We start from the raw sequence: 25,066 nt of genomic DNA on the forward strand, positions 1-25,066 counted from the left end.
CCGATGACGGTTCACCAGTTCGCACCAGGGTAGAGCTTTTTACCTTCCCTTTACTTGAGGGAGGGAACTCTTCCGGATCGCCCCCACCCCCCGTGCGTCCCCGGGACCGGGGGCGGGCCGTCAGCCCCCGTCGGCCAGCCGCTTCAGCGTCGCCGTGACGTCGTCCTTCAAGGACGCTCCGGGCGCCACCCGGACCAGGTTGTCGTGCGCGGCGCCGCCCTCCCGGGCGACCGTCACGAACCGGATCTTCGGGTTCTTCTCCACCGCCGCTTCGGCCGCCGCCACCTGCGGGGCGCCCGAGGCGACGACGATCTCGCAGTTCCGCTGCACCAGACCGTTGAGGAACGGACGGGCGTTCGCCACCGACTGCTCCCCCATCACCGGCACGAATGTCACCCGGATCCGGCCGTCCGCGGACGCCGCCTGCATCCCCTCCCAGACGGGAGCCGCCGGGGAGCCCGTCACGATGCCCCGCTCGTCGGTGAGCAGACAGGCATCCCGGTCCTCGTAGGCACGGGCCCGGGTGTCGGGCGGGGTGCTCCGCTCCTCCGACGCGGCGAACAGCCGGGCGCCGAGGAGGCCGAGGACCAGGATCAGGACGGCCCCCAGGGCCCAGCCGATCCGGCCGCGCAGCGCCGCCGCGGTGCCGGCGAGCACGCCGGAGACCCGGACGCCGGACTCCGCCGCCTCCTTCTTCGCCGCCTGCCGTTCGGTCTCGCGCCAGGCACGACGGGTCTTCATCGGCCGGCCTCTCCGACGAAGAGGCAGTGGGCCGCCGCGCCCACGGTGGAGGTCGCGAGCAGCACCAGGTCGAGGAGGTACGGGAAGCCGTGCGTCTCCTCCGGGGTCAGCGCGATCTGGAAGCACCAGCCGACCGAGACCGCCGTGAACAGCAGCGCGGCCAGCCAGTCGCCGCGCGTCCCCCGGCGCAGCGCGAGCGTCAGCGACGGCACGAAGCCGAGGACGCCGAGGCTCAGCGGCGCCACGAGCGCGAGCCCGGTCCGGATCCACCGGCCCGGCAGCTCCCTGTGGTGCGGGGACTCCGCACCCTCGGGCTGCGGGAGTTCCGCGCCCTTCTCCCAGCGGACGGCCTCGTTCACGATCGTGGGACCTCTCGGGGATGCGCGCGCCGGGGCGCACGGGTGTACGGCAGGGGACGCCGTACGGTACATCCCCCGCCGTGAAGATCACCCTCCGGGCCCTGGCCTAAGAGGTGACGCGGTGCCTGACCCACACATTGGGCTCGACGTAGACCGCGTAACCGCGCGAGGCCTCGCAGTGGACGGGGACGAGCGCGCCCTCGACCTCGACCGGGCCGTCGGTGTCGAAGGGGAGGCCGGTCCACTTCCGCCACTGCTCGACGGAGCCGGAGACGGTCATCGACGCCGGGGCCACCGCCTCGATCACGCCGCCCGCGCGCACATGGACACGGAGCCACGCGTCGTGCGGCAGGCCGTCGGCCTCGCGGGTACGGAAGGCGTACTCGTGGATGCCGGCCCCGGCCTCCAGGTGCTTGCCGTTGGGGCGGACCGGGGCGACCAGCTCGGAGAAGCCGCGCGCGGCGACGTTCTCCCGCATGGCGGCCAGCATCCGGTGCGAGACGCCGCGGCCGAGCGCGCTCGTGTCGACGGTGATCTCGATGGCGCTGACGGTGTCGGCCTCCCGGCCGTGCTTCAGGTCGGAGAACGCCCAGAGCAGCACCTCGTCCCAGCCTCGGGCGGGCAGTTCGCGGCGGCCGTCCACGTCGAGGCGGAAGGGGACGCTGAAGCCCCGGGCGACGACCTTGCCCCCGGCGTCGGTGGCGATGAGCACGTACTCCGGCAGCTCACGCACGATCCGGCCGATGTTCGCCCAGCCGACCGGGTCGTACATCATGAACTCGGGCCAGAGGTCGCGCATGTCCCACATCGGCCCTTCCAGCTCGGGGTGCTCGGCGAGGGTCGATATGTTGAGGTCCATGCCGGCAGCGTAAAGATCATCCGACGGCACAGCCAACCGTTTTTCCGACCGCCGGCCTCTTCCCCGGAAGTTTCTACGGAAGCTTCTGCTGCGGACAGTTGCGGAGGACCCGCTTCATCGCGTCCCGCTCCCCCGCCGTGACCCACACCCCGTACTTCTTCTTCACCGCGACCTGCCGCGCCACGTAGGTGCAGCGGTACGCCTTGTGGGGCGGCAGCCAGGTCGCCGCGTCGCCGTCGGACTTGCGGCGGTTGGCGGCCGAGTCGACGGCGAGCAGGTTGAGCGGGTCGTTGGCGAAACGGCGCCGGGTCCCCGGGTCCCACTTCGCCGCGCCCTTCTGCCAGGCGTCGGAGAGGGCGACGACATGGTCGATGTCGACCTTGCTGCGGCCACGGACATAGCGGACGTCGGTGCCGGTGTACGGGTCGTCGGTGAGGGTGCCGGAGGCGACCTTGCAGCGGCCGTCCGTGAAACGGACACCGGTGAGGTCGCGTTTGAGTATGTCGTCCCGGGTTCCGCAGCCGTTGCCGTCGACGTCCGCCCAGGCCCGGCCGAACTTCTCCCGCTCGTAACCCGTCTTCGGCGCCCGTCCCTTGACGGTGAGCGCGTCCACGGCGGCGAGTGCCGAATCACGCGCGGCGGGCTTTCCGGCGTCACCGCCGCTCCCCGGGCCGTCGGCCCCCGGTGAACAGGCGCCGGCGAGGAGGACGAGCGCCGAGGCGGTCAGGGCCGTTCGAATCGTCCGCTCGGTAAGCATTCGGGGATTCTAGGCCGGACAAGCCGCCGGGAGGCGGTGCCGGACAGTCGGCTACGCCCCGCGCGTGAAGGTCGGTTCGGACGTCCCCGCAGCGGAAGACCGTTGAGCGGCCGCGGGCGTCGCCGGCGCCGGGTCTGTGCCGGTGGAGTTCTCGAAGTCGCCGGGATCGGGCAGCTTGCACGCCCCCTTGCCGACCCGATGGGTGCCGTGCCGGTGTTGCCGACACGGGACCCGCCACCGGCGTCCGGCCACCCTTGATCGGGGCACAACAATCAAGTGAGCAGCGCGTGGCGTCGTGTTCCCTGACGTCACGCGGGTGACTATGTGCGGACCCAGCCCTCTTCCCGCACCGAGGCGATGCGATGCCCGACCGCACCGGTCCTGTCCGTTCCGAGAACGTCGCACCAAGGTGGATCTCACGGCTCCGGCCGCCGGAGCGGTCGCTGTCCAGCGGCATCTACGGACTGGTGCTGGCCAGCGCCCTGGTGGCCGCGTTGGACGCGACGGGCGACAAGGCCCAGCCCGGTCCGGACGCGCTGTGGGTACTGCTCACCGCACTGGCGTCAGGCACCGCCCACGGGTACGCGCACGTCATCGCCCAGCGTGCGTCCGTCGACCGGGCGGCCACCACCAGCAGACTGCGGCTGGTGCTCGCCGAGTGGCCACTGGTCGCCGCCGTGCTGCCCACGGTGGGGATGCTGCTCGCCGCGGTAGCCGGGTGGTGGGCAGAGGCCACGGCTGTGGACGCGGCCCTGCTGTTCAACACCGTCGCCTTGTTCGGCTGGGGCACCTGGGCCGCCCGCGCCGCCGGGCACGGATGGCCGTCCTCGTGCCGGGCAGGGGGCCTGGACATGCTGATCGGCCTGGTGATCATTATCGCGAATGCCCTGATCAAGTAGACGGGCCGTCGGGTGCCATGTCGGCGGGAAAGGCCGCGAGTCCTTGATCCATGGGCCCGGCCCATGACCAGCCTCACGTCCCCGAGGTCACCGGGGTGGCGTCAACCGCTGTACCGCTGCGCCCCGAGGCCGTACGAGGCCCGGGTGTCGCGTGTGCGGCACCCGGGCCTCTCCCGTTCCCTCCGAGGAAGCCGACCGCCCGGCCCTCACACCTTCCCGATCCCCAGGGTGTTCTCGGCGGGCAGCAGGCCGGAGCCGATCGCGGCGAGCCAGGGGCCGCCGAGCAGCTCGGCGAGGCGGGCGGTGGCGTCCGGGCCGAGGGCGGTCCAGGGGGCGGTGGCCAGTTCGTCGGTGTGCCGCTCGACCTCCGCGCGCAGGGCGCGGCCGGTGTCGGTGGCCGTGCCGTCCGGGTGCAGGAGGCCCCGGGCGGTGAGCCGTTCGCGTGCGGCGGCCCACTCGGCCGGGCTCCAGCCACGGCTCGCGAAGACGGCCTCGGGTGCGGCGCCGATCGCCGCGAAGGAGACGAGCGCCTCGACGGGGTCGAGGCCGGCGGCGGCCAGGGCGGCGAGGTGTCCGTCGCCCCGGTGCTCGCGCAGGACCGTCGCGGCCTGCCAGAGGACGAGGTGCGGGGCGGCGGGCCACGGCAGTGCGCCGTTGGCGGCGGCGAGAGGGCGGTCGTCCCCGGGTCCGGTGCGCACGGCGGCCTCGGCGGCGCGGCGGGCGAGTGCGGCGGCCTCGGCGAGTCCGGGTCCGGCGACGGTCTCGTCGCCGAGGACGGTCCGGTAGGTGCGGTCGGCGGCCCGGAGCCGGGCGGCGAGGACCTCGGCCGGTCCTGCGGTCCTCCAGGCGGCGGGGACGTACCGGCCGACCATGGCGGGGCTGAAGCTGTGGAAGGCGGAGGTGACCCGGTCGGGCCCGGGGGCGCCGAGGGGGGCGGCGCGCCAGGCGAAGTACGCGGGCCAGCGCTCCGTGGTGTCGTACCCGAGGGCGGCGGCCTCCTCGAAGGCCTCGGGGGCGTAGTAGAGGAGGGCGTGCAGGGGTTCGAGCAGGTGCCACATCTGACGTACGCGTCCGGATTCCACGGCGTGTTCCCTTCGTCGCATCGTGCCGCCCACGGGACACGGGGCTCCCCGCCTCCCATCTTGTCACTGACAAGATACTGCGCCGCAGCCCTCGAACTTGTCAATGACTAGATGCGGGCTACGCTGCTGCCATGACGAGCCGGAGCACCTACCACCACGGCGACCTGCGGCAGGCCCTCCTCGCCGCCGCCCTCGACGTCATCACCGCCGAGGGCCCCGGAGCGCTGAGCCTGCGCGACCTCGCGCGCCGCGCCGGCGTCTCCCACGCCGCGCCCGCCCACCACTTCGGGGACCGCACCGGACTCCTCACGGCCCTCGCCGCCCAGGGGTACGACCTCCTCGCCGAGGCCCTCGCCGCCGCGCCCGACCTCCGCGAACGCGGAGTGCGGTACGTGCGCTTCGCGGTCGAGCACCCCGGCCACTTCCAGGTCATGTTCCAGCCGGAGCTGCTCCGCGCCGACGACCCCGCCCTCCGCGCCGCGAGGGAACGCGCCTCCGCCGGACTCCGCGAGGGCGTCGCCGCGCTGCGGGACGTCCCCGACGCCCGCGCGGCGGGCATCGCCGCCTGGTCCCTCGCCCATGGCTTCGCGACCCTGCTCCTCACCCACAACGTCCGGGACGCGGTCGGCGACCGGGACCCCGAGGAGTACTTCCGCGACCTCACCGGCCTGCTCTTCACGGGCCAACTCGCGCCGGAGGCAGGGGAATAGGTGGCGTCGGCAGGTAATTGACGCAAACATGCGAACGACGAACACCCTCCGCCGCGCCGCCCTCGCCCTGGTCACCACCGCCGCCCTCGCCCTGGCGCCGACCGCCCTCGCCGACACCGGCCACCACGGCCCCGCCTGGCGGGCCGCCTGGGCCGCCTCCCCCCAGTCACCGACCGCGCCCCTCGTCGCCAACTGGTCCGAGGAGGGCTTCGACAACCACACCGTCCGCCAGGTCGTCCGCGTCACCACCGGCGGCACCCGGGCCCGGATCGAGCTGACGAACCGTTACGGCACCACCCCGCTGAGGATCACGGGAGCCACCGTCGCCCGCACCGCGGGGAACGGCGCCGTGCACCCCGGCTCGATACGCCACCTCCGCTTCCACGACCGGCAGTCCGTCACCGTCCCGGCCGGCGGCACCCTCCTCAGCGATCCCGCGACCCTCCCCGTCGACGCCTTCGGATCGCTGACCGTCACCCTCTACCTGGCCGGTGACACGGGCCCCGCCACCTTCCACCACTTCGCCTCCGCCACCAGCTACCGCGCCACCGGCGACCACCGCGCCGACGTCACCGGCAGCGCCTTCACGGAGACCAGCTCCTCCTGGTACTTCCTCTCCGGCGTCGAGGTCACCGGCGGCCGCGACACCGCCCGCCGCAATGGCGTCGTCACCTTCGGCGACTCCATCACCGACGGCGTGGGATCCACCCAGGACACCGACCACCGCTACCCCGACGAACTCGCCGAACGCCTCGCCGCCGCCGGCCGCCCCCGTGCCGTCCTCAACCACGGAATCGCCGGGAACCAGGTCGTCAACGACACCACCTGGGCGGGCGAGAAGGCCCTGACCCGCTTCCGCCAGGACGTCCTCACCGAACCCGGCGTACGGACCGTCGTCCTCCTCGAAGGCATCAACGACATCGGCGGCAGCACGGTCGACTTCCCCGCCGCCGCCACCCCCGACGTCTCCGTCGACCAGCTGATCGCGGGCCACCGCACCCTGATCCGCGAGGCCCACGCCAAGGGCCTCAAGGTCATCGGCGCGACCCTCACCCCGCTCAAGGGCTCCTTCTACGACACCCCGGCCAACGAGGCCAAGCGGGACGCCTTCAACACCTGGGTCCGCACCTCCGGCGCGTACGACGCGGTCGTCGACTTCGACCGCGCGGTCGCCGACCCGGCCGACCAGGACCGCATCCTCCCGGCCTACGACTCGGGCGACGGCATCCACCCGAACGACGCCGGCTACACGGCGATGGCCGAGGCGATCGACCTGGACGAGCTCTGACAGCCCCGCGCCCCGGCCGGTTCCGCCGAACCGGCCGGGGACCGGCTCACGATCCGAGGATCGTCGTCAGGAACTCCCCGGTCCACGCGAGCAGTTCACGCCCCACCACCGGCTTGCCGCCGATCTTGCCCGCCGTCGGACGCGGCACCAGAATCTGGTGGACCGCCGGCTTGATCACCGTGCGCGGATGGAGCCGCTTCAGACGCAGCTCCTGCGACTCGCGCAACTCCACCGGGGCGAAACGGATGTTGGGACCCTGGAGGACGATCTCGCCGACCCCGCAGGCACGGGCCAGCATCCGGAGACCCGCCACCAGGAGCAGGTTCTCCACCGGCTCGGGCAGCTTGCCGTAACGGTCGGTGAGCTCCTCGCGTACGGCCCTGATGTCCTCCTCCGAGTTCGCGGAGGCGATCGAGCGGTACGCCTGGAGCCGCAGCCGCTCCCCCGGCGCGTAGTCGTGCGGCATGTGGGCGTCGACCGGCAGCTCGATCTTGACCTCCAGGGGCGCCTCCTCCTCCGCGCCGCCCTCCATCTGCGCCCGGTAGTCCGCGACCGCCTCGCCGACCATCCGCACGTACAGGTCGAAGCCGACGCCCGCGATGTGACCGGACTGCTCGCCGCCGAGCAGGTTGCCCGCGCCCCGGATCTCCAGGTCCTTCATCGCCACGTACATGCCGGCGCCCATCTCGGTGTGCTGGGCGATCGTCGCGAGCCGCTCGTGCGCGGTCTCCGTGAGCGGCTTCTCCGGCGGGTACAGGAAGTACGCGTACCCCCGCTCCCGGCCACGGCCGACGCGGCCGCGCAGCTGGTGGAGCTGCGAGAGGCCGAAGTTGTCGCCGCGCTCCACGATGAGCGTGTTGGCGTTGGAGATGTCGATGCCGGACTCCACGATCGTCGTGGAGACGAGGACGTCGAACTTCTTCTCCCAGAAGTCGACGACCACCTGCTCGAGGGCGCTCTCGCTCATCTGGCCGTGCGCCGTCGCGATCCGCGCCTCGGGCACGATCTCCCTCAGGCGGGCCGCCGCGCGGTCGATGGAGTCGACCCGGTTGTGGATGTAGAAGACCTGGCCCTCGCGCAGGAGTTCACGCCGGATCGCGGCGCCGATCTGCTTCTCCTCGTACGGTCCGACGAAGGTGAGGACCGGGTGCCGCTCCTCCGGCGGGGTCGTGATCGTCGACATCTCACGGATGCCGGTGACGGCCATCTCCAGCGTGCGGGGGATGGGGGTCGCCGACATGGTGAGCACGTCGACGTTGGCGCGGAGCTTCTTCAGCTGCTCCTTGTGCTCGACGCCGAAGCGCTGCTCCTCGTCGACGATGACCAGACCCAGGTCCTTGAACTTCGTCTCCGAGGAGAAGAGGCGGTGGGTGCCGATGACGATGTCGACCGAGCCGTCCCGCAGCCCCTCCAGGGTCGCCTTGGACTCGGTGTCGGACTGGAAGCGGGAGAGCGCCCGCACCTTCACCGGGAACTGCGAGTACCGCTCGCCGAACGTCCCGAAGTGCTGCTGCACGAGCAGCGTCGTCGGGACGAGCACCGCGACCTGCTTGCCGTCCTGCACCGCCTTGAAGGCCGCCCGTACCGCGATCTCCGTCTTGCCGTAGCCGACGTCGCCGCAGATCAGACGGTCCATGGGGACCGTCTTCTCCATGTCCTCCTTCACCTCGGCGATGGTGGACAGCTGGTCGGGGGTCTCCGCGTACGGGAAGGCGTCCTCCAGCTCGCGCTGCCAGGGGGTGTCGGGGCCGAAGGCGTGCCCCGGGGCCGCCATGCGCGCGCTGTACAGCTTGATCAGGTCCGCCGCGATCTCCTTGACGGCCTTCTTCGCGCGCGCCTTCGTCTTCGTCCAGTCCGCGCCGCCGAGCCGGTGCAGGGTCGGCGCCTCGCCGCCCACGTACTTGGTGACCTGCTCCAGCTGGTCGGTCGGGATGTACAGCCGGTCGCCGGGCTGGCCGCGCTTCGCGGGCGCGTACTCGACGAGCAGGTACTCGCGGGTCGCGCCCTGCACGGTCCGCTGGACCATCTCCACGTACCGGCCTACACCGTGCTGCTCGTGCACGATGTAGTCGCCGACCTCCAGGGTCAGCGGGTCGATCGTCTTCCGGCGCTTGGCCGGCATCCGCCGGCCGTCCTTGCCGGCCGCCTTCTGGCCCGACAGGTCCGTCTCGGTGAGGACGGCGAGCTTCAGGGCCGCGTCGACGAAGCCGTGGTCGATGGAACCGCAGGCGACATGGACGACGGACGGGGAGATCTCCGTCAGGTCGGAGTCGAGACGCGCGGCGATGCCCTCACCGCCGAGGACCTCGACCGTACGCGCCGCCGGACCGTGCGCCTCCGTCACGTACACCGTGCGCCAGCCGTCGGCCAGCCACCCCTTGGTGTCGGCGAGCGCGCGGGCGGTGTCGCCACGGTACGACTCGGGGGCGTGCATGCCGAGAGTGAGGGTGTCCCCGTCCCCCGGCCCGGTCTCGTCCGCCGCGAACGGCGACACCGACCACCAGGCCATGCCGAGCTCGCGCGCCCGGTCCCGTACGTCCGCGATCCCCCACAGGGAGGCCGCGCCGACGTCGATCGGGGCCACGCCGCCGCCGGCCGTCGCCGCCCAGGACGCCTGGAGGAACTCCTGGCTGGTGGCGACGAGGTCCGAGGCCCGCGTCCGCACCCGCTCGGGGTCGCAGACGACGGCCATGGACCCCTGGGGCAGGACGTCGAGCAACAGCTCCATGTCGTCGACGAGGACGGGGGCGAGGGACTCCATGCCCTCCACCGCGATCCCCTCCGCGATCTTGTTGAGCAGCTCGCCCAGCTCCGGGTGCTCCTCGGCGAGCGCCGCCGCCCGCTCCCGTACGTCCTCCGTGAGGAGCAGCTCACGGCAGGGCGGCGCCCACAGACCGTGCTCGGCGACCTCCAGGGACCGCTGGTCGGCGACCTTGAAGTAACGGATCTCCTCGACGTCGTCGCCCCAGAACTCGATCCGGAGCGGGTGCTCCTCGGTCGGCGGGAAGACGTCCAGGATGCCGCCGCGCACGGCGAACTCGCCGCGCTTCTCGACCAGCTCCACACGGGAGTACGCGGCGGCCGCGAGGCCCTCGACGATCCCGTTCAGATCGGCGGTCTGGCCACTGCGCAGACTCACCGGCTCCAGGTCGCCGAGCCCCTTGACCTGCGGCTGGAGCACGGAGCGGATGGGCGCGACGACGACGCTCACCGGGCCGGCGGCCGGGTCGTCGTCACGGGGATGGGCGAGGCGGCGCAGCACGGCGAGGCGGCGGCCGACGGTGTCCGAACGGGGCGAGAGCCGCTCGTGCGGCAGGGTTTCCCAGGAGGGGTACTCGACGACCGTGTCCGGGTCGAGCAGGGACCGCAGCGCGGCGGCGAGGTCCTCTGCCTCCCGCCCGGTCGCGGTCACCGCGAGCACCGGCCGCCCGGAGTCGCGGGCGAGCGCGGCGACGGCGAAGGGACGCGCGGCGGCCGGCCCGATCAGGTCCACGTGCGGGCGGTTCCCGTCGGACGCGGCCTTCACCGCCTCGGCGAGGGCCGCGTCCTTGACGACGACATCGAGCAGACCGTGCAGGCTCATGAAGCTTTCCATCCCGGGGTCGGACTACGGGGCGAGGGCTGGGGCTGGGGCTGGGGCTGGGGCTGGGGCTGGGGCTGGGGCTGGGCAACGCGAACAGCCCGACACGTGACACGGGCCGGGTTGCTCCCGGACACGTAGGGCCCGGTGCCTCACAGCCTACGACCTGCCACTGTCACTCGCCCGAAGGACGTGGGCCACTCGGGAGAGTGACGGAGCTGGCTTCCGGGCCGCTCGTACGACTAACCTTAGTCTTGCACTTAGTCCACCTGGCTCGATCTAGCTGTGAGAGGCCGCGATGGAAGCAGCCCGGCAGTACAACGTCCACGAGGCGAAGACCCACTTCTCCAAGATCCTGGAGGCGGTCGCCACCGGCGAGGAGGTGATCATCAGCAAGTCCGGCGAACCGGTCGCGAAGGTGATCCCGCTGGCCGGGAAGGTCCACCGGACCGACTACGGCTCCCTACGGGGGCGCATCACCGTCGCCGACGACTTCGACGACCTTCCCGAAGGCTTCGCCGAGGCGTTCGGAGCTGACGAGTGAAGCTTCTGCTCGACACGCACGTCGTCCTGTGGTGGCTCAACGGCGGCCTTCCGGACGAGACCCGCGATCTCCTGGCCAAGGAGCGCTGGGTGTACATGAGCGCCGTCACACCGTGGGAACTCTCCGTCAAGCAGGCCACCGGCAAACTCGACGCCCCCACCGACGTCGCGGACCAGGCCAGAAACACCCAGTTCCTGGCCCTGCCGATCGTCGCGGAGCACGGCATCCGCGCCGGTCAGCTCCCGCCCCACCACCGTGACCCCTTCGACCGGATACTGATCGCCCAGGCGCAGACCGAAGGGCTCACGCTGGTCACCCGGGACAAGCACATCCCCCGGTACGACGTTCCCGTGCTCACCGTCTGAGCAGCGGTACGGCCCCGGCGGACCCGGCAGGGTCCACCGGGGCCGCACTCCCCCCGTTGCCGTCCCGCGACCGCTACTCGCTCGCGATCGCGTTCAGGACGTTCATCCGGCCCGCGCGGAACGCCGGGACCAGCGCCGCGAAGAGGCCCACGAAGGCCGACCCCACGAACACCGTCAGGATCGTCGGCCACGGGATCTCCAGGACACCGAGGCCTTCCAGGGCGAGCAGCTTCTGGGCCGCCGTGCCCCAGCCCATGCCCAGGCCGAGGCCGAGCAGCGCGCCGAAGAGCGCGATCACCACCGACTCGAGCCGGATCATGCGCCGCAGCTGCCGGCGCGAGAGGCCGATGGCCCGCATGAGGCCGATCTCGCGGGTCCGCTCGACGACCGAGAGGGCCAGGGTGTTCACGACCCCGAGTACGGCGACGATGATGGCCAGGGCGAGGAGCCCGTACACGATGTTGAGCAGCTGGCCGACCTGGTTCTTCAGCTCCTCCTTGTAGTCGGCCTGGTTGCTCACCTTGTACTGGGGGTAGGGCGCGAGCGCGTCCTTGAGCGCCTGGTAGGCGGCGGTCTCCTGGCCGTCCTTCGCTCCGGCGAGGAGGAGCAGGCTGTGCGGGAGGCGGTCGGCGGGGACGTACTCGGCGAGGGTGGTGACGTTGGTGTACATCACCCCGTTGTCGACGGTGCCGGTGTCGGCGGTGATCGCCGCGACCTTGAGCTTCGCCGGCTTCCCTCCCTTGAAGGCGAGGGTCAGGGTGTCGCCGACCTTCACGCCGTGCTCGGCGGCGTAGTCGCTGCCCACCGACATCGCGCCCGGTCCGTAGGCCTCGGTGAGGGTGCCGGCGGTGGTCTCCCTGCGCAGGTCCTTCACGTACGTCGGTTCGGTGGCGGCCAGGTTCGCCTCCGTGGCCTTCCCGCGCGGGTCGGTGACGGTGGCGTCGACCCACTTGTACTCGGTGACGTGGTCGAGGCCGGGCGCCTTCTCCAGGGCGGCCTGGGCCTGCGGCACGATCGGCTGGCCGGTGCCGGACCGCACGATGAAGTCGGCGCCGACGGACCGGTCGAGTTCGTCGGTGGCGGAGGCGACCATCGAGGAGCCGACGACCGACAGGGCGGCGACGAGCGCGAGGCCGATCATCAGGGCGGCGGCGGTGGCGCCGGTGCGGCGCGGGTTGCGGAGCGCGTTGCGTTCGGCCAGGCGGCCGACGGGGCCGAAGATCCGCAGGACGACGGCACCGAGGGCGCGGACGACCCCGCCGGCGAGGAGCGGTCCGACGACGACGAAGCCGAGGAGGGTGAGGACGACGCCGAGGCCGAGCCAGAGGGAGCCGGGTCCGGCTTCGGTGGCACGGGCCGCCGCCACCAGGGCGGCCGCTCCGGCGGCGGTGAGGGCGAGCCCGATCCCGCCCCGCACCCGGCCCGCCTTGCCGTCGGCGGGGGTGCCCGCGTCGCGGAGGGCGGCCATCGGGGAGACCTTCCCGGCGCGGCGGGCCGGGAAGTAGGCGGCGAGGACGGTGACGACGATGCCGAGGGCGAGGCCGACGGCCGGGGTCGTCCACTTCACGGTGAGGTCGCCGGTGGAGAGCTCCATGCCCATCGAGGACATGAGTTCCATGAGGCCGACGGCGAGCCCGACGCCCGCCGCGACTCCGGCGACCGAGCCGACGAAACCGAGGAGCAGCGCCTCGACGAGGACGGAACGGTTGATCTGCTTGCGGCTGGAGCCGATGGCCCGCATGAGGCCGATCTCGCGGGTGCGCTGGGCGACCAGCATGGAGAAGGTGTTGACGATGAGGAAGATGCCGACGAGGAAGGCGATCCCGGCGAAGCCGAGCATCGCGTACTTCATGACGTCGAGGAAGCCGGCGACGTCCTCGCGGCCCTCGTCGGCGGCCTCGGCGGCGGTCTGCAGCTTGTAGCCGTCGCCGATCGCGGCGGCGATGTTCCCCTTGAGGACGTCGTCGCTGACACCGGTCTTCGCGTCGGCCGCGATCTGGGTGAACAGGCCTTCCTTGCCGAGGAGTTCCCGCTGCGCGGTCGGGGTGTCGAAGTAGACGACGGTGGCGCCCGGGTTGGTGACCTTGAAGTCGACGATGCCGGAGATCTTCGCGGTGAAGTCACCGGTGGCGGAGATCGTCCGCAGTGCGTCGCCGAGCTTCAGGCCGTGCTTCTCGGCGGTGGCGCCGTCGACGACCACGTCGGTGGGGCCGCGCGGCTCGTGGCCGGAGGCGATCTCCACCGAACGCAGCTCGTTGGGGCTCCAGTTGACGGCGATGGTCGGGGCGCCGCTGGTGGGCCCGACGTTCTTGTTCTTCGCGTCGACGACGGTGACGCCGGTCGAGGCGACCGCACCCTGGGCCGCCTGGACACCCTCGGCCTTCCGTACCTGCTCGACGAGCGAGGCGGGGAAGGCCTCGGGGCGGCCGGACTGCGGGGTCTCGTCGCTGACCGAGCCGCCCTTGGGGCTGACGGTGACGTCGGACGCGGTCGACGCGAAGAGCTTGTCGAACGTCGTGTTCATCGTGTCCGTGAAGACGAGGGTCCCGGAGACGAAGGCGACGGAGAGGAGGACGGCGACGGCGGAGAGCGCCATCCGGCCCTTGTGCGCGAGGAAGTTGCGCAGGGAGGTCTTGAGGACGGTCATGACGTCCGCCCGCGCGCGTCGAAGTCCTTCATTCTGTCGAGTACGGCGTCGGCGGTGGGCCGCTCCATCTCGTCGACGATCCGCCCGTCGGCGAGGTAGAGGACGCGGTCGGCGTAGGAGGCGGCGACCGGGTCGTGGGTGACCATGACGATGGTCTGGCCGAGTTCGTCGACGGAGGTGCGGAGGAAGCCGAGGACCTGGGCGCCGGCCCGCGAGTCGAGGTTTCCGGTCGGCTCGTCCCCGAAGATGATCTCGGGCCGGGCGGCGAGCGCGCGGGCGACGGCGACACGCTGCTGCTGGCCGCCGGAGAGCTCGTTCGGCCGGTGCTTCAGCCGGTCGGAGAGCCCGACGGTGTCGACGACACGTCGCAGCCATTCGGCGTCCGCCTTGCGCCCCGCGATGTCCATGGGGAGCGTGATGTTCTCCAGGGCGCTCAGGGTCGGCAGCAGGTTGAACGCCTGGAAGATGAAGCCGATCCGGTCCCGTCTGAGCTGGGTGAGCTTCTTGTCCTTGAGTCCGGTGATCTCGGTCTCGTCGAGGAAGATCTCGCCGCTGGTGACGGTGTCGAGCCCGGCGAGGCAGTGCATCAGGGTCGACTTGCCGGACCCCGAGGGGCCCATGATCGCGGTGAACTGTCCGCGGGCGATGTCGACGTCGACGGAGTCGAGCGCGACGACCCGGGTCTCCCCGGAGCCGTACGCCTTGACGACCTGACGCGCCCGCGCGGCGACGGCCGTACGCCCTCCAGTACCCCCGTGCCTGGGGATGGTCACAGCCGTGGTCACGGTTCTCTCCTAGGAGCAGTGGGTGGGATTTGTAAGTTCAAGTTAAGAACCCGACGGCCCTCTTCTCGTCCTCCGCCGGGACGAACGACCCCTGGCCCGTATGGGGGAGAGGCCCCTAGGGGTTCCTACGACCCCGGTACGGGTGAGACCCTGACCGCGCCCATTTAGGTGTACGAAGAAAGGAACTGCGCGGTGACGGACCCGTCGACCACGCGAGCGGGAGCCGATGCGGCCCCGGCGCCCTCCCCCGACCGTCGCCGTCCCGTCGTCCTCGCGCTCATGCTCACCATGGGCCTCGCCGCCCTCGACGGCACCATCGTGTCCACCGCCGTCCCCCAGATCGTCGGCGATCTCGGCGGACTCTCCGTCTTCTCCTGGCTGTTCGCCGGCTATCTGCTCGCCGTCACGGTCACCCTGCCCGTGTACGGGAAGCTCAGCGACACCTTCGGCCGCAAGCCGGTCCTCATCGCCGGCACCGTCCTCTTCCTCGTCGGCTCGCTGCTGTGCGCCGCCGCCTGGGACATGGCCTCCCTGATCGCCTTCCGTGTCGTCCAGGGCCTCGGCGGCGGCGCCCTCCAGGGCACCGTCCAGACCCTCGCCGCAGACCTCTACCCCCTGAAGGAACGCCCCAGGATCCAGGCGAGGCTGTCGTCCGTGTGGGCCGCCTCCTCGGTCGCGGGCCCGGCCGCGGGCGGTCTCCTCGCCGGTTACGCCGACTGGCGCTGGATCTTCCTCATCAACCTGCCCGTCGGACTCGTCGCCCTCTGGCTGATCCAGCGCCACCTCGTGGAGCCGTCCCGGCCCCGAGCGGCCGGAACGGGAACGGAGGGGGCCGCGCCCCGCGCGCGCGTACGGATCGACTGGGCCGGAGCCCTCGCCATCTTCGCCACCGGCGCGCTGCTCATCACCGCGCTCGTGCAGGGCGGCGTCGCCTGGCCCTGGCTCTCCGCCCCGTCCCTCGGCCTCTTCGGCGGGGCCGCCGCCCTCGCCGCGCTGACCGTCGCCATCGAGCGGCGCGCGGCCGAACCGATCATTCCCGGCTGGGTCTGGCGCCGCCGGACGATCGCCGCCGTCAACCTCTCCCTCGGCGCCCTCGGCCTGCTCATGGTCGCCCCGGCCGTCTTCCTGCCGACGTACGCCCAGGCCGTCCTGGGCCTCGGCCCGATCGCCGCCGGGTTCGTCCTCTCCTCGTGGACCCTCAGCTGGCCGATCTCGGCCGCCCTCTCCAGCCGGGTCTACACCCGCATCGGTTTCCGGCTCACCGCCGTCCTCGGCATCTCGCTCGCGCTGGTCCTGCTGCTCGCGTTCCCGTTCCTGCCGTTCCCCGGGGAAGCCTGGCAGCCCGCCCTCCTGATGCTGCTGCTCGGCGCGGCCCTCGGCCTCTTCCAACTGCCCCTGATCGTCGGTGTGCAGTCGACCGTCCCGTACGAGGAACGCGGCACGACCACCGCCTCCGTCCTCTTCTGCCGCCAGGTCGGCCAGAGCGTCGGCGCGGCCCTGTTCGGCGCCATCGCCAACGGCGTCCTCGCCGCCCGCCTCGGCGGCAGCGGCGACCTGGACTCCCTGGCCCGCGCCCTGGACACCCCGGCGTCGCTGACGGCCGAGGCCGCCGACCACCTGCGCCGCGCGGTCGACGCGGCGGTCGACTACGTGTACCTGGGCGCGGCGGCCGCCGCCGCCCTCGCCCTCCTGGCCCTGCTCACGCTCGCACCGCGCCGCTTCCCGGTCCTCGCGGAGGAGTCCGAGCGGAGCTGAGCGGCCGTCAGCGGCGGTACGAAGGCCTCAACCACGCTCGCGGAGGTACGCGTCCAGCTCCGCCGCCCCCGCCAGCATCGCCCGGCCCCGGGCGGACAGCCGGCCGTGCCAGTCACCGAGGGCGGCCGCCAGCGGCTCCGTGCCACCGGCCGCCCGCACCTCCGCGAGCAGCGGGGCGATCCGCTCCAGCGGGTAGCCGCCCCGCCTCAGCTGGTGGGCCAGCCGGACGTCCCGTACGTCGGCCTCGTCGTAGACGCGGTAGCCGGTACGGGGATCACGGCGCGGGCGCACGAGCCCGGCGCGCTCCCATTTCCGCAGCGTCGCGGGCCGGAGGCCGAGCGCCCCGGCCAGCGGCCCGATGAACGAGCCCCCGGCCCCGGACGCCACGAGCGGCGCGGACCCCGCACCCTCCCCCAGGTCGCGCAGGGCGCTCTCCACGGCCTGCAGGGTCCGCCGGTCGTCGAGGAGCTGGGCGTGGCTCTCGTCGACGAGGCGGAACGCCCCGTCGACCGCGCCCTCGTTCACGGCCCGCATGATCGACGCCGCCGTCCGGTGACCGTGCCCGGGCACCAGGGCGAGGAAGGCGCGCAGGGCCGCCGCGTGCAGCGAGGTGTAGGCCCGGTACCCGGCGGGGGTGCGGTCGGCCGCCGGAAGGATGCCGGCCTCCTCGTAGTTCCTGACCGCCTGGGTGGACAGACCGTGCCCGCGCGCCAGATCAACCGGCCTGAGCCGCCCACCACTTTGAAGCTTTTCCCGCATGAGAGCGACGGTATCGCGAAAAAGTCTCCACCGAAGGTTCAAGGGTACCGTTGAAGGCATGGCGACTGACATCAAGGACACCGCCCATGCCGCCGACGCCGCCGCCGTCATGAGGCTGCTGCCGGCCCGGCCCCGGCTCCTCGCCCTCGGCGAGCCCACCCACGGCGAGGACGCGCTGCTCGGCCTGCGCAACGAACTCTTCCGCCGGCTCGTCGAGGAGGAGGGCTACCGGACGATCGCGATGGAGACCGACTGCCTGAGAGGCCTGGCCGTGGACGCCCACGTCACGACCGGCACGGGCACGCTCGACGAGGTCATGGAGTACGGCTTCAGCCACGGCTGGGGAGCCTTCGCCGCCAACCGCGCACTCGTGCGCTGGATGCGCGCCTTCAACGAGGACCGGCCCGCGCCGGACCGGCTCCGCTTCGCGGGCTTCGACGGCCCGCTGGAGATCACGGAGGCGGCGAGCCCCCGCGAGGCCCTCACCGCCCTGCACGACCACCTCGCGGCTCGCGTGGACGCGAATCTGCTCCCCTGCACCCGGGACACCCTCGACCGGCTGCTCGGCACCGACGACCGCTGGACCGAACCGGCCGCGATGACGGACCCGGCCAAGTCCGTCGGACGGTCGGCCGAGGCGGGTGAACTACGCCTGCTGGCCGACGCGCTGACGGCACTGCTGGACGCACAGACACCGCACCTGATCGCGACGGGCTCGCGCGAGGACCTGGAGCGGGCGCGCCTGTACGGCCGCACCGCCGCCGGCCTGCTGCGCTACCACCACGCGATGGCCGACCCGTCGCCGTCCCGCATGACACGCCTGTGCGCCCAGCGGGACCTGATGATGGCTCACAACCTCCTCGCCCTCGCCGCCCGGGGCCCGGTGCTCGTCCACGCCCACAACTCCCATCTCCAGCGCGAGAAGAGCTCGATGCGGATGTGGGAGGGGCCGGTGGAGTGGTGGAGCGCCGGGGCGCTGGTGAGCGCCGAACTGGGCGAGGAGTACGCCTTCCTGGCCACGGCCCTCGGCACGCTCCGGCACCAGGGCGTGGACACACCACCCCCGGACACCGTCGAAGGACTCCTGTACGCACTCCCGGAGAACAGCTACGTCATCGACACCCGCCGCCTGACCACCGCCCTTGGCCCGACGCTCCCCGCCCCGCGCGTCTCCCCGTGGTTCGGCTACGCCCCACTGGCCCCGGCGCACCTGGCGGGCAGCGACGGCATGGTGTTCGTCAAGGACGTCCGGCGGAACGAGGCGGTATGAGAAAGGATGTGCGATCCCGGTCCGCCCGGCCCACCGGCTGCCTACTCTGGGGTGCATGACAGCCCAGCCTCCAGAGCCTTCGCCGCACCCCGCCCCCTCGGCAGAGCTCCGCGCCTCTCACGACGACGCGAAGCGGTGGTGGATCAGCTGCGCGACGCGGCAGCCGAGGGCCGCATCGACTTCGACGAGTTGGACACACGCCTGGAACAGGCGCTGACGGCCAGGACGCACGGCGAGCTGGCCGCCCTGACCGCCGACCTGCCGAGGGTCGACTCCCCCGCGAGCCGGCCGCCGCTGGTGCTCAAGGGCGGCATGTACGGCGCGTCCCGGGGCCCCGCGCGCTGGGAGGTACCTGGGCACGTGATCGCTCACGGGGGCGTGGGCGGGGTGAAGGTCGACTTCACCCGCGTCGAGTGCCGCCTCGCGGAGGTCGCGGTGGAGGCGTACGGGGAGACATCTGGCGTCACGATCGTCATCCCCGACGGCTGGGCCGCGGACACTAGCGGCATCGACCCCGGCGTCGGCGGTCTGAAGGACGAGACCACCGACGCCCGGCTCCCGGGAACGCCGCTGATCCGCCTCACCGGGGCCGGTGGCGCGGGGGGCGTGGTCATCCGCCACCCCAACCGCCGGGAACGGCGCAAGCTGGACGGCAACCCGGTGCGGGGCTAGCACCTGACGGAAGAGCCCTGCCGGTCCGGCTCGGACGGGCAGGGCTCTCGCGCGTACAAGAGGCGGCTGTACTACTCCGCCGAGGCGAGCCCGACGAACCCGGCCCACGCCTCGGGCGAGACCCGGAGGGCCGGCCGGGCCACGTCCTTGGAGTCACGGACGTGCACGGCTCCCGCGCCGGTCGCGACCTCAACACACTGGCCACCCTCACCACCGCTGTAGCTGCTCTTGAACCAGCCGAGGGATTCCGTGTTGTTCATAGTTCTCCCAACAACTTCTCGATAAACGCGAGTGACTCTCGCGGGGTGAGAGCCTGCGACCGGATGATCCCATAGCGGGCTGCGGCGAGAACGGCCTGCTTGGGGTCGGTCTCCAAGACACTGGCACCTTGCGCCTCGGCGTAGACGAACCTCTTGCCGTCCTCGCGTGTGATGACGGTGAACGGGCCGTCCACACCCGCGTTTTCACTACAGTCGAGAGGCATGACCTGCAGCTCGACGTTCCTCCGCTGGCCGATGAGGAGGAGCTGTTCCAACTGTCCGCGCAGCACCTCCTTCCCGCCGAACTTCCGCCGCAGCACCGACTCGCACATGAGGAAGCTCAGTAGCGGCTCAGGGCGCCGGTCGAGAATGTCCTGCCGGGCCAGCCGGGCGGTCACCCGCTGCTCGATGGTCTCCGTATCGAGCGGCGGACGACGATTGCCCATCATCGTCCGGCCGTACTCCTCGGTCTGAAGCAGGCCGTTGACCACCAGGGTGTCGTACGCGAGCAGCTCAATCGCCTGCTTCTCCAGCTGCGCCATCCCCTGGAAGAACGCCGGGTACTGCGCCTTCTCCAGCTGGTCCTTCCACACCGTCAGGAGACCACCCGCGTCCAGCACCTCGTCCGACCGGTCGATCGCGCGTGGTGGCGGGATCCTCCGGCCCTGCTCGAACGAGGCGATGGTCGACGCCGAGTAGCCCAGCCGTTTGCCGAACTCCTCCCGCTCCATCCCCGCCCGTGTCCGCAGCGTCTTCAGGCTCTGCCCGAACGCCGCCACGACACCCTGCCCGGACTTGTCCGCCGTCTGGCCCGCGTCCACCTCGGGCCCTGACTCTGGCGCCGCACCCGCCTGCTCCTCCGCCAACGCACCCCGCCTCTCGTACCTGCACCGACGCACCACGTACAAGGCGGCCGCGTCGGTGCGTCACCACTGGTCACGCTACGCCACCAAGAGGAGCTTGGGAGGCATGACGAGCGACAACCTCAGCCCCACCGCACCCGCGCAACTCGGCGGCCACTCGGCTCACTTGGGCGGCCGGGTCTTCACCCTGCGGTTCACGTCGACGCCCCGGGGCGCCCGGCTCGCGCGCCGCCTTGTCGGCGTGCGGCTCGACGAGTGGGGCGTGCCGTACGGGACCGGGCCGCACGAGAGCGTCGTCCTGGTCGCCGCCGAGCTGGCGGCGAACGCGGTGCGGCACGGACACGTACCCGGACGGGACTTCCGCCTGCTGCTGCGGGTCACGGACGGGCCCCGGCCCGTCGCGCGGGTCGAGGTGAGCGACACCCGGGCCGAACGCGTACCGCCGCGCCCGGGAAGGCTCACCGGCCCCCTTCCGGAACTGGCGGACGGGGGCCGGGGCTTGCTGCTCGTCGAGTCGCTCGCCGACCGCTGGGGCTGGTGCCCGAGGCTCGGGGCGCCGGGGAAGACGGTGTGGGCGGAGTGCGCGCTCGGCTGAGGCGCGCGGGGATACGGGCGTCCGGGCCTCGCCCTACTGCCAGGTCGCGGTATCGGGGTCGATGCCGTGCGCGCGTGCGTCGGCGTCGATGATGCGACGGAGCCACGCGGCAAGGCCGGAGCGGATGCCGTCGTAGTGGGCGGCGAATCCCTCGTCGGACTCGTACATGCGGCCGAGACAGACCTGCATCTGCCGGGTGAGGGGAAAGTACGAGGCGAAGACCTCGCGGTGCCGGTCGACGAGCCGACTCGCCTCCGCGCTGCCCGGCGCGACGCCGGCGTCCATCGCCTCCCCGAGTGCGCGGTCGAGGCCGGTCATGGCGTCGGCGACGGCCTGCCACTCCTCCGGACCGCGAGAGGCGGAGCGCTCGGCGTACTGCCGCCATTGCGCCGTGTCTCCGTAACGCTGACGGGCCTGGGCGGGCCCGTCCGGGTCCCAGTGGGGGCCGAAGATCGCGGCCTGCTGCTCGACGGTCAGCAGCAGGCCGCGCTCGTGGGCGGCGATCATCCGGTCCAGTCCCACGCCGAGCTGCTGGAGGCGGTCGATCCGTTCGGCGACCTGGATGCGCTGCGCGCGCAACGCGCCCGGCACGTCCAGGGTCGAGTCGTCCAGGATCTCCCGGATCCTGTCCAGGCCGAGACCGATCTCGCGGTAGACGACGACGCGGTGCAGGCGTTCCAGATCACCAGCGGTGTAGAGCCGGTATCCGGCAGCCGTGCGGAGCGACGGACGCGCCAGGCCGATCTCGTCCCAGTGGTGCAGCGCGCGGACGGTCACTCCCAGACGCGCCGAGACCTCACCGACGGTCAGGCCATCGGCGTCGGTGACATCAGACATGCTCCCCATTGTCCCCGCGAACGGCATCCGGGAGGTTGATCCCGATGGCCGCGAGGTTCCGCGCCTCCTGGCTTGCCGGATCGAAGGGCTTCGCCGCAGTGAGGACGACTCGTGCGTTCTCGGGGGTGATCACCTCCACATCGCGGGTGTTCCAGGGCGTGTCCCGTGGACCGTCGACCGAGTCCGGGCGCAGCGCACGGCAGGCCTCGACGAGGGAGTCGACCTGGCTGAGCACGCACGCGAAACTGACGCTCATCGTCGGAGCCTGCTCCGGAACGCTCCCCTCCGAGACGAGAAGCACGTCCTGAAAGGCCCACCGGCGCAGATGCACGAGCGTGCCGGGGATGCTGAACAGCTCGAAGAACCCGAGCCCGCGCACCCAGAAGTCCACCGACGCCGCCAGATCGCGCGTGGGGATCGTCACGAACGCGGGCATTCCGTAGATGCCGCGGAACAGCTCCGGCGGCATCGCGTCCGGGCCGGGAGTGGGTACGGGACTCGTCTCGAACGCGTTGTAGTAGTCACTCATGCGCCCTACCCTCCGGCCTCACGCGGCGTGAGGGTCAAGCTGGATTCCGGGGCGGTTGGCACCGGTCGGCCGCGCGGGCCGAGGCGAGGTGAGCGGCACCCGGGCCGAACGCGTACCGCACCGGCCCGGACAGCCCCCCGGCCCCCGTCCTGAAGTGGCGGACGGGGGCCGGGGGTTGCCGATCGTCGAGTCGCTCGCCGACCGCCGGGGCCGGGGCTCGGGGCGCCGGGGAAAGACGGTGTGGGCGGAGTGCGCGCTCGCCTAGAAGGCCGTGTTGTACCGGAGCCCGCTCGTGATGTCGGTCTTCACGCCGCCCTTGAGGGGGGACTTCCAGTTGCCCGTACCGGCGTAGAAAGTGGCGCCGCCGACCGAGGCGATCAGGTCGGCGTGACCGTCGCCGTTGGCGTCCCCGACGCCGACGAGGTCGGTGAAGCCGCCCCAGCCGGCACCGATCCGGGTGCGGGCGGCGAAGGTGCCGTCGCCCTTGCCGAGGTACAGCCAGAGGACACCGGCCCTGTCCCGGGCGAGGAGGTCACCGGCGGGGCCTCCGGCGAGGTTGCCGACGGCGGCGAGCTCGTTGTAGATGCCCCAGCCGCCGCCGATCCGCTTGCGGGCGGCGAAGGGGGTGCTGGTGTTCCCGGTGCCGGGGTAGAGCCAGAGCACGCCGGTCTTGTCGGTGGCGAGGGCGTCGGGACGGCCGTCGCCGGTGACGTCGCTGCCGGCTGCGATCCGGTCGTACGTCTGCCAGCCGCCACCGATGCGGGTGCGGCCGGAGAACGGCTTGTCCCGGTCGCCGGTGCCCTGGTAGAGCCAGAGGACGCCGGAGCTGTCCCGCGCGAGGACGTCGGGCGCGGTCGTGCCCGCGATGTTCCCGGCGGTCTCCAGCCGGTCGTAGATCTGCCAGCCGCCGCCGACCCGTGTCCCGCCCACGAGCTCGACGGACCCGCCCACCGCGACGGGCTGGGTGCCGAACTCCCACAGGTCGCCGTTGACCTCCCGGGTCAGGAGATCGGCGGTGCCGTCGCTGTCGAAGTCGTGGGGCGCGGGGGGCCGGGTCACGGTGAACCGGCCGGAGCGCTTCTGCGGCGCCCCGATGCCTTCGTCCGGCGTGGCCGTGATCTCCCACTCGTACTCGCCCGCACGGGCCGGGCTCAGCACCCCGACCGGGCGCTCCGGGTCCTTGCCGTCCCAGTGCCAGTCGATCCGACGCGGGCCCGTGTCACCGGCGGGCCACTCCTGCGCGAACGACTGCCCGCTGCGGACGTGCTTCAGACTGACCCGTACGTACGTGTCCCCCCGGGACAGGTCCCAGCTGAAGTCGAGCCCGCCCGCGAGCTGGTCGGCGGAGAGCGTCTTCGGGACGGTGGAGCCGGTGGTGAGGGTCAGGGTGGTCACCTGGCCCGTGGAAGCGACCAGTTCCACGTCCGGCCGGCCGCCGTCGGCGCGGGGCGAGAACCGGTAGAGGCCCTCCCCGTGCTCGGGGGTGCCGCCGCGTACCAGGAGCGAGCCGCCGGGGCCGGCGACGGCCGAGGAGAACGCGGTGAGTGCGACGGACTTCTCCCCGGTCTCGACCGACTGGAGGGTGAACGGCCGCACCGTGGCGGGGGCCACGCCGTCAGAGGCGGAGGCGTCGATGTGGGCCTTCTGGCCGGACGCCATCCAGCTGCCCACCAGGTACAGCGGGTCCTGCACCTTGCCCACGTCGTCCGGGAGCCACTTGCGCGTCGCCCCGCCGCCGCGCTTGAGGGCGACGATCCCGTCGCCCCCCGTCCGCGCCTCGCGCCAGGCCACGTGCGTGGCGGACACAGCGCCGTCATAAGCCCACTGGCCCTCCTCCTGGAGGTGCCAGGCGGATGCTCCCGAGGCGAGATCGACGGAGATCTTGGCGGGCATCCGTGACGAGCCGATGCTGCAGTCGTAGAGCGCGGAGGCGGTGTCGGTCCAGCCGTCCCCGCCCTCATGGCACTCGATCTCGGAATTGTAGAACAGCAATCTGGGCTTCGGGGTGCCGCCGTCGAGCGTGACGGCGTACTGCCGCACGCTCTCGCCGACCGTGTACTGCCCGAGAAGCAAGGTGTTTCCGGCCAGGCCTTCGAAGAAGTAGCCGTCGCCCAGCGCTTCGAGGTCCACCTCCTGCGGGGCCACGGCGGCGGTGGCGGGCGTCGACAGGTCGTAGACACGCACCACCCGGCCGGCGACCGGGGCGGACCGGTCGACGGTGACGACGAGGTCCGAACCGCCGGCTGCGGCGGTGGTGGCCCCGGGCAGCACGATCGACGACCCGTCCGCGTACCAGGTCCACCGGAACTCGGGCGTGGTGGTGCGGGTCTTCGACAGGAAGCCGCTGGGGCCCGCGCCGACGACGTCCGCGTTGCGCGGGAACGGCACGGTGGTCTGCTGCTGGTCCTGCTGCGTCGCGGCCGGCACGGCTGCCGTGGCCGGGAGCGCGGTGAGCGTGCCGCCCGTGGCGGCGAGGACGATGGTGACGGCGGCGGCCGCGAGACGGCGGCCGCGCGTACGTGCGTGGTTCAAGTAGGTGTTCCCTCCCCTGGAAATCGGGAGATTAGCGGACGGGCGGCGTCCGGCCGCCACCGCCCCGTGTTACGCGCTGCCGCGCGGGACCGTCAGGCAGAACGGGTGCCCCGCCGGGTCCAGGAGGACCCGCCCCAGGTCAGGGAGCGGCTGGACGGCGGGTACGGTCGCGCCCCACTCGACGAGCCGGGCCGCCGCCTCGTCCAGGTCGTCGACGGCGACGTCGAGGTGCAGCCGCTGGGGGGTGTCCTGGCGAGCCCGGCCTGATCGACAAGACACCCCCCAGGGGGCGTCCTGGCGGGGCCCGGAGCCGGCGTGGCCGCCGAGGGCATCGGCTGCGGCGTTCGGGTGGCCCGTCCGTCGGACCGGAACGGCCGG

23 protein-coding genes and 1 pseudogene are annotated in these 25,066 nt (G+C 72.3%); 9 read left to right on the top strand and 15 right to left on the bottom strand.

The window, feature by feature from the left end:
• Positions 1-120: 120 nt before the first annotated feature.
• The 4 genes from ACFVYX_RS17255 to ACFVYX_RS17270 all read right to left on the bottom strand — a co-directional run bounded on the left by ACFVYX_RS17255 (position 121) and on the right by ACFVYX_RS17270 (position 2,716).
• Positions 121-741 (bottom strand): BMP family ABC transporter substrate-binding protein, encoded by a 621-nt coding sequence (locus tag ACFVYX_RS17255; protein WP_389682194.1) that lies wholly within the window; start codon positions 739-741, stop codon positions 121-123.
• Positions 738-1,100, bottom strand: coding sequence for a hypothetical protein (locus ACFVYX_RS17260; RefSeq protein ID WP_389682195.1), 363 nt, complete (start codon positions 1,098-1,100; stop codon positions 738-740). Before ACFVYX_RS17260 ends, ACFVYX_RS17255 begins: the two co-directional genes overlap by 4 nt.
• A gap of 106 nt (positions 1,101-1,206) precedes the next feature.
• Positions 1,207-1,959, bottom strand: a complete 753-nt coding sequence (locus tag ACFVYX_RS17265; RefSeq protein WP_389682196.1) for an N-acetyltransferase — start codon at positions 1,957-1,959, stop codon at positions 1,207-1,209.
• A gap of 73 nt (positions 1,960-2,032) precedes the next feature.
• Positions 2,033-2,716, bottom strand: a complete 684-nt coding sequence (locus ACFVYX_RS17270; RefSeq protein WP_389682197.1) for an HNH endonuclease family protein — start codon at positions 2,714-2,716, stop codon at positions 2,033-2,035.
• 362 nt (positions 2,717-3,078) lie between these two features.
• Between ACFVYX_RS17270 and ACFVYX_RS17275 the strand changes: the two genes are divergently transcribed.
• Positions 3,079-3,615, top strand: coding sequence for a hypothetical protein (locus ACFVYX_RS17275; protein WP_389682198.1), 537 nt, complete (start codon positions 3,079-3,081; stop codon positions 3,613-3,615).
• Positions 3,616-3,821: 206 nt separating this feature from the next.
• On the opposite strand, the gene ACFVYX_RS17280 is transcribed toward ACFVYX_RS17275, so the two are convergent.
• Positions 3,822-4,718 carry a hypothetical protein gene (locus ACFVYX_RS17280; protein ID WP_389682199.1) on the bottom strand — a complete coding sequence of 299 codons (897 nt, stop codon included), beginning with the start codon at positions 4,716-4,718 and terminating at the stop codon, positions 3,822-3,824.
• 110 nt (positions 4,719-4,828) lie between these two features.
• Between ACFVYX_RS17280 and ACFVYX_RS17285 the strand changes: the two genes are divergently transcribed.
• Both ACFVYX_RS17285 and ACFVYX_RS17290 read left to right on the top strand, forming a co-directional pair.
• Positions 4,829-5,407, top strand: a complete 579-nt coding sequence (locus ACFVYX_RS17285; RefSeq protein WP_389682200.1) for a TetR/AcrR family transcriptional regulator — start codon at positions 4,829-4,831, stop codon at positions 5,405-5,407.
• 28 nt (positions 5,408-5,435) lie between these two features.
• The gene (locus ACFVYX_RS17290; protein WP_389682201.1) at positions 5,436-6,695 is read left to right on the top strand and encodes an SGNH/GDSL hydrolase family protein; all 1,260 of its coding nucleotides are present in this window, start codon (positions 5,436-5,438) and stop codon (positions 6,693-6,695) included.
• 46 nt (positions 6,696-6,741) lie between these two features.
• On the opposite strand, the gene mfd is transcribed toward ACFVYX_RS17290, so the two are convergent.
• Positions 6,742-10,278 carry a transcription-repair coupling factor gene (gene mfd, locus ACFVYX_RS17295; protein ID WP_389682202.1) on the bottom strand — a complete coding sequence of 1,179 codons (3,537 nt, stop codon included), beginning with the start codon at positions 10,276-10,278 and terminating at the stop codon, positions 6,742-6,744.
• A gap of 295 nt (positions 10,279-10,573) precedes the next feature.
• On the opposite strand from mfd, the gene ACFVYX_RS17300 reads away from it, so the two are divergent.
• Positions 10,574-10,819: a type II toxin-antitoxin system Phd/YefM family antitoxin gene (locus tag ACFVYX_RS17300; protein WP_389682203.1), complete on the top strand. Its 246-nt coding sequence runs from the start codon at positions 10,574-10,576 to the stop codon at positions 10,817-10,819.
• Positions 10,816-11,184, top strand: a complete 369-nt coding sequence (locus ACFVYX_RS17305; RefSeq protein WP_389682204.1) for a type II toxin-antitoxin system VapC family toxin — start codon at positions 10,816-10,818, stop codon at positions 11,182-11,184. The genes ACFVYX_RS17300 and ACFVYX_RS17305 overlap by 4 nt, the downstream gene beginning before the upstream one ends.
• A 73-nt stretch (positions 11,185-11,257) precedes the next feature.
• On the opposite strand, the gene ACFVYX_RS17310 is transcribed toward ACFVYX_RS17305, so the two are convergent.
• Positions 11,258-13,831, bottom strand: a complete 2,574-nt coding sequence (locus tag ACFVYX_RS17310) for an ABC transporter permease (RefSeq protein WP_389682205.1) — start codon at positions 13,829-13,831, stop codon at positions 11,258-11,260.
• Positions 13,828-14,616 (bottom strand): ABC transporter ATP-binding protein, encoded by a 789-nt coding sequence (locus tag ACFVYX_RS17315; RefSeq protein WP_389682206.1) that lies wholly within the window; start codon positions 14,614-14,616, stop codon positions 13,828-13,830. Before ACFVYX_RS17315 ends, ACFVYX_RS17310 begins: the two co-directional genes overlap by 4 nt.
• Before the next feature lie 192 nt (positions 14,617-14,808).
• Here ACFVYX_RS17315 and ACFVYX_RS17320 point away from each other — a divergent pair, with 192 nt between their 5' ends.
• On the top strand, positions 14,809-16,371 hold the full coding sequence (locus ACFVYX_RS17320; RefSeq protein ID WP_389682207.1) for an MFS transporter: 1,563 nt from the start codon (positions 14,809-14,811) through the stop codon (positions 16,369-16,371).
• A gap of 27 nt (positions 16,372-16,398) precedes the next feature.
• On the opposite strand, the gene ACFVYX_RS17325 is transcribed toward ACFVYX_RS17320, so the two are convergent.
• Positions 16,399-17,130, bottom strand: coding sequence for a TioE family transcriptional regulator (locus ACFVYX_RS17325; RefSeq protein WP_389682208.1), 732 nt, complete (start codon positions 17,128-17,130; stop codon positions 16,399-16,401).
• 58 nt (positions 17,131-17,188) lie between these two features.
• Between ACFVYX_RS17325 and ACFVYX_RS17330 the strand changes: the two genes are divergently transcribed.
• Both ACFVYX_RS17330 and ACFVYX_RS17335 read left to right on the top strand, forming a co-directional pair.
• Positions 17,189-18,400 (top strand): erythromycin esterase family protein, encoded by a 1,212-nt coding sequence (locus tag ACFVYX_RS17330; RefSeq protein ID WP_389682209.1) that lies wholly within the window; start codon positions 17,189-17,191, stop codon positions 18,398-18,400.
• Between the two features lie 138 nt (positions 18,401-18,538).
• Complete coding sequence (locus ACFVYX_RS17335) at positions 18,539-19,072, top strand: DUF1707 domain-containing protein (protein ID WP_389682210.1); 534 nt, start codon at positions 18,539-18,541, stop codon at positions 19,070-19,072.
• 71 nt (positions 19,073-19,143) lie between these two features.
• Here the strand turns inward: ACFVYX_RS17335 and ACFVYX_RS17340 are convergent, their stop codons facing one another.
• Together ACFVYX_RS17340 and ACFVYX_RS17345 are read right to left on the bottom strand one after the other, a co-directional pair.
• Positions 19,144-19,332, bottom strand: coding sequence for a DUF397 domain-containing protein (locus ACFVYX_RS17340; RefSeq protein WP_389682211.1), 189 nt, complete (start codon positions 19,330-19,332; stop codon positions 19,144-19,146).
• Complete coding sequence (locus ACFVYX_RS17345) at positions 19,329-20,198, bottom strand: helix-turn-helix domain-containing protein (RefSeq protein WP_389682212.1); 870 nt, start codon at positions 20,196-20,198, stop codon at positions 19,329-19,331. The genes ACFVYX_RS17340 and ACFVYX_RS17345 overlap by 4 nt, the downstream gene beginning before the upstream one ends.
• 103 nt (positions 20,199-20,301) lie before the next feature.
• On the opposite strand from ACFVYX_RS17345, the gene ACFVYX_RS17350 reads away from it, so the two are divergent.
• Positions 20,302-20,790 carry an ATP-binding protein gene (locus ACFVYX_RS17350; protein ID WP_389682213.1) on the top strand — a complete coding sequence of 163 codons (489 nt, stop codon included), beginning with the start codon at positions 20,302-20,304 and terminating at the stop codon, positions 20,788-20,790.
• 33 nt (positions 20,791-20,823) lie between these two features.
• Here the strand turns inward: ACFVYX_RS17350 and ACFVYX_RS17355 are convergent, their stop codons facing one another.
• From ACFVYX_RS17355 to ACFVYX_RS17370, 4 genes and pseudogenes are all read right to left on the bottom strand, one after another.
• Positions 20,824-21,627, bottom strand: a complete 804-nt coding sequence (locus ACFVYX_RS17355; RefSeq protein WP_389682214.1) for a MerR family transcriptional regulator — start codon at positions 21,625-21,627, stop codon at positions 20,824-20,826.
• Positions 21,620-22,156 (bottom strand): VOC family protein, encoded by a 537-nt coding sequence (locus ACFVYX_RS17360; RefSeq protein ID WP_389682215.1) that lies wholly within the window; start codon positions 22,154-22,156, stop codon positions 21,620-21,622. Before ACFVYX_RS17360 ends, ACFVYX_RS17355 begins: the two co-directional genes overlap by 8 nt.
• A 261-nt stretch (positions 22,157-22,417) precedes the next feature.
• Complete coding sequence (locus ACFVYX_RS17365; RefSeq protein ID WP_389682216.1) at positions 22,418-24,688, bottom strand: FG-GAP repeat domain-containing protein; 2,271 nt, start codon at positions 24,686-24,688, stop codon at positions 22,418-22,420.
• 69 nt (positions 24,689-24,757) lie between these two features.
• Positions 24,758-25,021: pseudogene (locus ACFVYX_RS17370) on the bottom strand (VOC family protein); the annotation flags it as partial.
• Positions 25,022-25,066 lie beyond the last annotated feature (45 nt).

This window comes from Streptomyces sp. NPDC058326 (assembly GCF_042879855.1).
Classification (GTDB): Bacteria; Actinomycetota; Actinomycetes; order Streptomycetales; family Streptomycetaceae; genus Streptomyces.

Bases quoted from the DNA above. Each gene is read 5' to 3' on its own strand.
- ACFVYX_RS17255 (WP_389682194.1), bottom strand. From the start codon at position 741: ATGAAGACCCGTCGTGCCTGGCGCGAGACCGAACGGCAGGCGGCGAAG.
- ACFVYX_RS17265 (WP_389682196.1), bottom strand. From the start codon at position 1,959: ATGGACCTCAACATATCGACCCTCGCCGAGCACCCCGAGCTGGAAGGG.
- ACFVYX_RS17270 (WP_389682197.1), bottom strand. From the start codon at position 2,716: ATGCTTACCGAGCGGACGATTCGAACGGCCCTGACCGCCTCGGCGCTC.
- ACFVYX_RS17275 (WP_389682198.1), top strand. From the start codon at position 3,079: ATGCCCGACCGCACCGGTCCTGTCCGTTCCGAGAACGTCGCACCAAGG.
- ACFVYX_RS17280 (WP_389682199.1), bottom strand. From the start codon at position 4,718: ATGCGACGAAGGGAACACGCCGTGGAATCCGGACGCGTACGTCAGATG.
- ACFVYX_RS17285 (WP_389682200.1), top strand. From the start codon at position 4,829: ATGACGAGCCGGAGCACCTACCACCACGGCGACCTGCGGCAGGCCCTC.
- ACFVYX_RS17290 (WP_389682201.1), top strand. From the start codon at position 5,436: ATGCGAACGACGAACACCCTCCGCCGCGCCGCCCTCGCCCTGGTCACC.
- mfd (WP_389682202.1), bottom strand. From the start codon at position 10,278: ATGAGCCTGCACGGTCTGCTCGATGTCGTCGTCAAGGACGCGGCCCTC.
- ACFVYX_RS17300 (WP_389682203.1), top strand. From the start codon at position 10,574: ATGGAAGCAGCCCGGCAGTACAACGTCCACGAGGCGAAGACCCACTTC.
- ACFVYX_RS17310 (WP_389682205.1), bottom strand. From the start codon at position 13,831: ATGACCGTCCTCAAGACCTCCCTGCGCAACTTCCTCGCGCACAAGGGC.
- ACFVYX_RS17325 (WP_389682208.1), bottom strand. From the start codon at position 17,130: ATGCGGGAAAAGCTTCAAAGTGGTGGGCGGCTCAGGCCGGTTGATCTG.
- ACFVYX_RS17330 (WP_389682209.1), top strand. From the start codon at position 17,189: ATGGCGACTGACATCAAGGACACCGCCCATGCCGCCGACGCCGCCGCC.
- ACFVYX_RS17340 (WP_389682211.1), bottom strand. From the start codon at position 19,332: ATGAACAACACGGAATCCCTCGGCTGGTTCAAGAGCAGCTACAGCGGT.
- ACFVYX_RS17350 (WP_389682213.1), top strand. From the start codon at position 20,302: ATGACGAGCGACAACCTCAGCCCCACCGCACCCGCGCAACTCGGCGGC.
- ACFVYX_RS17355 (WP_389682214.1), bottom strand. From the start codon at position 21,627: ATGTCTGATGTCACCGACGCCGATGGCCTGACCGTCGGTGAGGTCTCG.
- ACFVYX_RS17360 (WP_389682215.1), bottom strand. From the start codon at position 22,156: ATGAGTGACTACTACAACGCGTTCGAGACGAGTCCCGTACCCACTCCC.